Origin of the sequence: Nostoc sp. UCD121 (genome assembly GCF_014222285.1) — a bacterium.
Classification (GTDB): domain Bacteria; phylum Cyanobacteriota; class Cyanobacteriia; order Cyanobacteriales; family Nostocaceae; genus Nostoc.
This window is the reverse complement of sequence record NZ_JACKZS010000280.1, coordinates 1-8,107: the sequence shown is the minus strand read 5'-3', so window position 1 is coordinate 8,107 and position 8,107 is coordinate 1. Positions and strand designations below refer to the sequence as shown.

The 8,107-nt window shown below is 41.6% G+C and carries 6 protein-coding genes; 2 read left to right on the top strand and 4 right to left on the bottom strand.

Translation table 11 applies throughout. The annotated features are described in order from the left end of the window. Nucleotides 1-2,255 (bottom strand): glycoside hydrolase family 65 protein (locus GNF10_RS33160; RefSeq protein ID WP_185607375.1); only part of this gene is annotated, 2,255 nt, incomplete at its 3' end. A 32-nt stretch (nt 2,256-2,287) separates the two neighbouring features. Here GNF10_RS33160 and GNF10_RS33155 point away from each other — a divergent pair. Further along, entirely contained in the window at nt 2,288-2,590 is a 303-nt protein-coding gene (locus GNF10_RS33155) for a hypothetical protein (RefSeq protein WP_185581590.1), read from the top strand. 79 nt (nt 2,591-2,669) lie between these two features. Here the strand turns inward: GNF10_RS33155 and GNF10_RS33150 are convergent, their stop codons facing one another. Then, a complete protein-coding gene (locus GNF10_RS33150) occupies nt 2,670-5,087 on the bottom strand; it encodes a sucrose synthase (RefSeq protein ID WP_185581589.1) in 2,418 nt (805 codons plus the stop codon). Between the two features lie 579 nt (nt 5,088-5,666). On the opposite strand from GNF10_RS33150, the gene GNF10_RS33145 reads away from it, so the two are divergent. Further along, a complete protein-coding gene (locus tag GNF10_RS33145; RefSeq protein ID WP_185581588.1) occupies nt 5,667-5,987 on the top strand; it encodes a HetP family heterocyst commitment protein in 321 nt (106 codons plus the stop codon). Between the two features lie 339 nt (nt 5,988-6,326). Here GNF10_RS33145 and GNF10_RS33140 read toward each other — a convergent pair whose 3' ends face one another. Continuing rightward, nucleotides 6,327-6,710 carry a sulfur transferase domain-containing protein gene (locus GNF10_RS33140; RefSeq protein WP_185581556.1) on the bottom strand — a complete coding sequence of 128 codons (384 nt, stop codon included), beginning with the start codon at nt 6,708-6,710 and terminating at the stop codon, nt 6,327-6,329. 132 nt (nt 6,711-6,842) lie between these two features. After that, on the bottom strand, nt 6,843-8,107 hold a 1,265-nt coding region (locus GNF10_RS33135; RefSeq protein WP_260446363.1), incomplete at its 5' end, for an ATP-binding protein.

The following is an 8,107-nucleotide window of genomic DNA, read 5'->3' as shown; positions in this document are numbered from 1 at the left end:
GGGGATAGGGAAAGTTGGAGATATTCGAGTTGACGAGTTATATCTTGGGAGATTTGTCCTTTGCGGAGATCGAAATCGTGCCATTTATCACCCCAGTGCAGTTTAAACTTCAGGCGCGTCCAGCCATCAGGCAGATGGGGGTTAGCTACTGGGCCATTTTCGGTGATTTGGATGCCACCAAATCCAAAAATTACAGCTTGCCAAATGCCACCAGCACTAGCACCATGAATTCCATCACTGGTGTTACCTCGGTTATCTTCAAGATCCACCATTAATGCGTGCAGAAATACTTCGTAAGCTTCGGTTGATTTGCTCAAATCGGAAGCTAAGATGGCGTGAACTGCTGGGCCAAGGGAAGAACCATAAGTAATATCGGTACGGGGTGCGTAGTAATCCCAGTTTGCCTGCAATGCTTTTTCGCTGTAGGGAAAATCTGCTGATTCTCGCATTAAATAAAGAAGCATCAATATATCTGGTTGTTTGATTACTTGATATTTGTTGATTTTCTCAACACCCAAGATCGGTTGCATAGAGCGATCGCGTGGTTCGTAGTCTCTTAAGTTAATATCTTCTAATTGGAAAAACCCCTCGCACTGCTCAATTAGTTCTGTTACTGGGTTATAGAGAAACAATATTTTATTGATAATATCTTGCCAGTGCGTTCGCTCTTGGACGGTAAGTTGTAGTTTTTCTTCTAATTCTCTGGCTCGTTCGGGGAATTTTTGAACCAGCCAATCATAGACTGCGATCGCTTTCTCTAAATGCCATTGCGCCATCCGGTTTGTAAAGGCGTTGTTGTGAACGAGTTCATGGTATTCATCCACCCCAATCACGCCGCGAATTTCATACTGTTGGCGCTCAGGATTGAATTCTACCCGACTCGCCCAGAAGATAGCGGTATCTAAGATAATCTCTGCGCCATACTTTTGCATCCACTCATCATCACCAGTGGTTTGCCAGTAATTCCAAGCGGCGTAGGGGATATCTGCATTGATATGAATTTCGCGATCGCGACACCAAATCCGCACGTCTTCACCATAAAAATCATTTCCGAGTGCCCAACGTGGTGTTACTTCATCTCCAGTATCAGCACTTTCCCAGGCAAACATTGCCCCTTTATAGCCGTAATGGGCCGCTTTGCGTCTAGCTCCCGGTAAGGTATGCCAACGATAACTGAGTAAGTTTCGAGCGATCGCTGGCTGGGTAAATATAAATAGGGGCAGCATAAAAATTTCTGTATCCCAAAATATATGACCGCGATAGCCAAACCCCGAAAGAGTTTTAGCAGGAATGCTCACCCTATCATCATCACGCACGCCAGCAATCAGCAGCTGAAACACATTGTAGCGAACCGCAAAAGTAGCTGTGCTATCCCCCTCAATCAGGATGTCGCTTTGCTGCCAAACCTTATCCCATGCCTGCTGATTGGCTTTTTTTAGTGTTGCGTAGTCTGGGAGGTGTGCGAGTTTTTCTTGAGAGGCTGAGACTGGGGTATCAATCTCGCGCGAGGTAAAAACTGTCACTAATTTTTCTATTGTTACGACCTGTTGCGCCTTAGCTAAGAAGGTAGTGCTTAAGGTTGGATAACCAGGTGCAGTATTGACTTGCAAAGATGCTTCAGCACCTAATATTGTCACCTTAGCAGCCATTCCGAGTTCAATTCGAGAGTGGCGGGTGCGGCGTTGCAACCAGATTCCTTGGTCTGTTTTACCCTGATCTAGTCCTTCCCAGTGATTGAAACCTTGATTTTCAGGATAGCCGTTGATACTAGCTTGAATTTCGATTAACCCATCAAAATCTATTGGCGTTAAATGGCAGCGTAGCGCCAACACGTGCGGATCTGCGAGACTGGCAAAGCGTTCAAAGCTGATGTCTATGGTGTTTCCACTAGGAGAACGCCAACGCAAAGCCCGGATGACTAATCCCTGACGGAGATCGAGTTGGCGATCGTAGCTTAATATCTCACCTTGATCGAGACGGAAGCGATCGCCATTCACAATTACTATCAAGGGTAGCCAGTCAGGGCAATTTACTAGTTCCGTGTACACCACCGGCACATCATCGTAGACACCGTTGATAAAAGTAGCTGGTAATGAATGAGGATACCCTTCCTCAAAACTACCTCTTGTTCCCAAGTATCCATTGCCAATTGTAAAGACGGTTTCTTTTGATTGCAATTGGTCAGGATCAAACTGGGTTTCGATTAATATCCAGTCTGTGTAAATAAAATGGCGAGAACGGTCTTTTGTTTGCATAAAGTGGGGAGTAGGGAATTGGGAATTGGGAATTGGAAAATTTGATTCAAAGGTGGATGAACGGAGTTCAAAGGTGGATTGACGGAGTTCAGAGGTGGATGAACGGAGTTCAGAGGTGGATTAACGGAGTTCAGAGGTGGATTGACGGAGTTCAGAGGTGGATTGACGGAGTTCAGAGGTGGATGAACGGAGTTCAAAGGTGGATTAACGGAGTTCAGAAGTGGATTAACGGAGTTCAGAAGTGGATTAACGGAGTTCAGAGGTGGATTAACGGAGTTCAGAGGTGGATGAATAAGTACTTTGAGCCTAATGCTTCAAGTTTTAACACCTCCTGATAGACTCAAAATCTCCATTCAGTCATAATTACGAATTACGTTAGCGTAGCGGTAGCGAGTCCGCGAACGTCATTACGAATTACGACTTAGCCCGCGTGTGCTTTTCTAAAATCTTTTCGGCTCTAGGTTTATAAATAAGATGGAATAATGTTTCCATATAGCGATCTCTCGCTTCGTTATTTTCTGGCGCAACAAAGTTCCAAAAAGTAAACATTTTTGCCAGTAGTAGTAATTGATTACTATGTAAATGCCAATTGTATCGGTTATGAACTCGCTGGCTCATCCATTCTGAGACTTCGTACCAATGTTCAGGATGAGTATTGCATTGTTCAATAAAATCTAAAATTTTCTTTGCTGTTTCTCCTAAATCTGTAGGATTAACATTAAATTCCTCCTCTTGGTTTTCGATAATTTCTAAAGAACCGCCAAATTGAGTAGCAAAAGTTGGCAAGCCAGAAATCATCGCTTCCAAAATGCTCCGCCCAAAGGATTCAAACCGGGCAAAGTGGACAGAAATTCCCTGACAATCTGCAACTACTCGGTAGGCTTCACCAAGGTTGTTGCTAGGAATACGCATTCCCAGCCAGCGAATTTTACTATCGAGATGATATTGATCAATAATATTGTGGAGTTTTTGGATTTCTTCTGCTTCTTCTGGGTTTGTAGCTTCATCAGGATGCAGTTTACTACTCAAGAGGATCAGGTTACAATGCTCTTGCAACCTCTGACTTTGACCAAAACACTCAGCTAATCCCGCAAGGTTTTTGATTGAACTGATGGAACTAACGGAAAAGATTGGTCGCTTATTAGGGCTATCTAAATGACCCAATATTTGAGGATCTTCGCGGGTAAAAAGTAAGTCGTGAATTTCTGTACAAAGGTTAGAATCTCGGTTTTCTTTCTGGCTATAAGGAAAGAAAATACTTTCATTTACTCCCGGTGGTACTAAGTTGAATTTGGGACTAAATAAATCAATCCCATCAACTACGTGATACAACTGCGGCATAGTAAAGCATTTATACGATTCGTATTGACCTATGGTGTCTGGTGTACCGACAATTTCTTGATAGGAGGATGTGATGATGAAGTCGGCTGCATTCATGCTAATTAAATCAGCAGTGAATTGTGCAGAAAAGTGGTATTGATTTTCTAAATCTTGCCAATATAAATTACTAAATAGATATTTAGGTTTTTCTAAAGAATGGGCAATATTGCACTGGGTAACTTTCATCCGGCGAGATAAAAGAGAAGCCACTAAGTTACCGTCGCTGTAATTGCCAACAAGAAGATTAGGTTTACCTTTGAATTGAGTTAGTAATTCTTTTTCTGCATCTAAAGCAAATTGTTCTAAGTAAGGCCAAATGTCAAATTTAGAAATCCAATTGTTAGTAATTTCTGGATTGAATTCACCAAAAGGAACGCGCAATATCCAAGCATTTTCAGTATCTTCGACTTTTTCTAGGGGCAGGTAGCAAAATGTCCCTTCACAGTTAGGAATTAGTCGGGTGAGAATAATTACATGGGGTTTGATACCTAGCTGGTCTAGTCCGGCAAGTTTGATTTGTTCGCGCAGTTCGTTTTCTAAGCTGCGAGCTTGTTCTAGGACGTAGATAACTTGACTGAGTGTTTCATCTCTTCCGACAACATCTTCCTGTCCAACCCAGCCGTGGATGGAAATGAGGACGACGCGAAAAACGGCGGGGACGCGGGCCACAAATGCTTCTAATATGCCCGGTTCTGGAGAGTAAATCAGTCGGTCGAGGAGTTCTAGGGTTTCGGAGACTCGCCCCGCAGTGTTACCCCAACCTGGCTCAAAGCCGAGTTCTTCGAGGTCTAAGCGGAATTTTTCATAAGGTTCATGAGGCGATCGCTCATTCAGCAATTTGAGAGCTAATTTAATTTGTTTGGCTAAATGAATACCGGAGGGAATGCGATCGCTCAACAGCAGCCGTATCCCATCGTGTTGTAGCCCCTGTAATGCTTGAAACAGCATTTCTACCCAATATTCAGGGTCAGCCAACAATTGATTGCACAGGTAACGGTTAAGGTAGGCTAAACCTTGACCAATATTTCTAGGGTCGTCGATTCTTGGAGAATCCTCGTAAAAAGGGTGAAGGTCGATTTCGAGGATACCGGGTTGGTAACGGTTTACTAAGCGATCTCTTACATCTAATAACGCTTGTTGCGTCATCTGCTCAAAGCTATCCAAATTGGCTGTCAATCGCCAAACTTCCTGGTTAGCAATCTTGGGCCGAATCACGAACCAGGTACTTTCCTCTTCGATAATTATTTCATGAGTGTAATGTATCAGTTTGCCAATAGAAGAAGAGTGGTAAAAATAGGCTGGCTTTTGGGATTGATGACAGTAATCGGCAAAAGCTTGCAAAATCTCATTTCTTAGTAAGTAACGCTTACCTGAAGCACTCAACGTATAAATCAACTGATGCAGAACAGTTTTTTCATCACCGTTGAAGACAGCTTGAACTAGTTCATACATGATGACGAATTCCAATACTTTAGCTAGTCCACGACCTCATTCTTCTCTCCAGTCTCCGGTTCCGTGAGGTACATTTCCCACCTAATAGTAGGTAACTATGAAGACCACGCGCTTCTAGCTATGGGATGAAACCTTGCGAGGACTTCAAATCTATGGGATGAGGGAGTTAGTCATTAGTCATTTGTGAGCAGAGAAGAACTTTTGTTTGATCCCATACCCAATGCCCAATACCCAATTCAAAAAACTGCCAATTTGGCCAGAGTAACAGCAAAGACAGATTATTCTATGTATAGTAGTTAGTTCTCAATCAGGCATAAAACACTATTCTCGATCAAGCAATACAGCCAAATTTGAGCGATCACTAGTAGAAAATTACTTCATAAATAAGTTAAATCCAGCAAGTTTTAGCATAATCAAACCAAATGTGTAAGCAGATTAAAGGCTGGTAAAACAGTCACTGCTAAAATTATCATCCGTCGTCGTTGTATTGCAGACATACTACTCAGCCCAATTCAAGCAGCAGCTTATGGTGGCATAAACTGATACACCTCGATTTAGATAACTTACATCAGGTTAGCTATGAACTACCACATTTCTTCTTCTGGGAAAAATTTTCACAAAGCCATTAGTCCAGAACAATTAGAGCAAGTTATGGAAGCCATTAGTGATGGTCGATATTCCTGGGCTTGTGTACTAATTTTGCGTTTCGTTGGTTACAATCCACTCCACTTCATTCCCCAACGAACTTACAGCCGTTTAATTAAAGACAACAGCCAGGTTTCAAATTCGTCTACATCTACAACAAATCAGACCCAAGCAAATATCAAATCTTCTGTGACTAGCTCTAGTGGTCAAGCTTCTTCTCAGGTTTTAAATATGCTGAAAAATTTAAATTATTGAAGAAGAATTTCGAATTCAGGAATTATAGCGGTTATGAGTTGAGTGCAATACAGAGCTAACCCCCAGCCCCTTCCCTTATAGGGAAGGGGAGTAAAATTTAAAACCTCTCTCCTTTTAAGAGAGAGGTTTGGAGAGAGGTCAAACTGTATTGCTTCCATTCGAGAACCGCAATAGGAATTAAGAGAATAGAGAATTCATATCCATCACTGATAATGTAGCGCTAGCGAGTCTGTGAGGGATTTTGTACATAATTAATTCTGTTAGCGGATAGCTAGGATTTAGCACATTTTGACTCCTAAATCCTGAATTATTTCTATTAAAAATCAATTTAATTGATAACTATATTAAGCCTAAAGTAATAACTTTTTGCAGGGCTTTTTCAAAAGTTATGCCCTGTTTGATAGCGATATACAACAAGACTATTGCAGCAGAACGAATTGAATTATCGCAATGTATCAGAGTCGGCTTGGGTAATTCAGCGATCGCTTGATATATTTGGAGCATACTTTGATGATTAATGTCTTCATTTTTTGTCGGGAAATTTACGTAGTACAATCCCAAAAACTCAGTCTTTTGCTGTTCGTCAGCCAATAAGCCTGCTTCATCGGGTAAACGTAAGTTCAATACAGACTTATAACCCTCATCAGCTATTTGTTTGAGCTGGTCTAGTGTAATTTGTCCAGCGATCGCTAACTGATCGTTAATCTTCCTAACAATATTCATTAGCTACATTTATCCCATTTTATCAATGTTGGCTACCCTCTAAATTTAAGAAAACAATTTGAGGAACTTGTGAGGAATAGGGCATTGGGCAAAACAGTGCTGAGTGAAGAGGTACTAATTCTCCCCCTGCCCTCATAACTCTACACTGCCTCTAAATAAGTTGTGTAAACTTTTCAATAATTCTTTGGCCGTATAGGGTTTTGATAAAACTGCTTTCACATTAGCATCAGAAGCTTGAGCAAAGATTTCCATTGAGTTCAGTCCGCTACAGGCAATAATTTGAACCTGGTTGTTCATTTTTTGCAGGGTGCGAATAGCGGTGATTCCGTCCATCTCCGGCATCATTATATCCATCAACACGGCATTGATTTGATGCTTGTATTGGGCATAGAGTGCGATCGCTTCTATGCCATTACTGGCAGCTAGTATTTTATAGTTATAGTTTTCTAAAATGATTGCAGCAATCTCCCGAATTTGTGCTTCATCATCTACAACTAAAATCAATTCTCCCTCTCCTGGAACGACATCCAGGTCTTCTATCTTGAACGCTTGAGTTGCTTCCACTGCTGGTAAAAACAGGTCAAATTTACTGCCTTTACCAACATTAGTAGACACTTTGATAAAACCAGCATGACTTTTAATGATGCCTAGTACTGTTGAAAGTCCGAGCCCTGTACCTGTGTTGATTTCTTTTGTAGTGAAAAATGGCTCAAAAATTCTATCTAATATTTCTGGCGGTATCCCAACTCCGTTATCGGCAACGGTAATCATAATGTAATGCCCAACTTGGGCATCGAGATTCATTCTGGTGTAAGCTTCATCAATAAACTTATTTTCTACAGAAATTGTGATCTTGCCACCATCTGGTAAAGCATCGCGAGCATTTACTACCAGATTCATCAACACTTGATGCAGCTGTGTGGTGTCCCCAGTAATAGGCCAAGTGTCTTCTGGGATAATCGTGGACAATTCAATAGATTTGGGAAATGTTTCTTTAACGATTTGGATAATTTCTGAAATCAGATACTTAACTTGGATAATTATCCGCTCTCCTTTATATCCTCGCGCAAATGACAAGACTTGCTTCACCAAAGCTGCTCCACGTTGGGCGTTGCTTTCTACAAGTGCTAGCAGTTGCCCAAACCGCTCTTCGTCTTGGAAAAATTTTCCTTGGATCAATTGGGCTGCTGCCAAAATTGGTGTCAATATATTGTTTAAGTCGTGGGCAATACCACCTGCAAGGATACCAATACTCTCCAATCTTTGAGCGCGAAAGAACTGTTCTTCAAGTTGTTTCTTTTCGGTGATGTCAGTGTCAACACTCAGGATAGATTTCAATACTGCTCGGTTAAGGGAAAATAGATAGTGGAATAAATCATAATTTGTTCGCGTGTGGC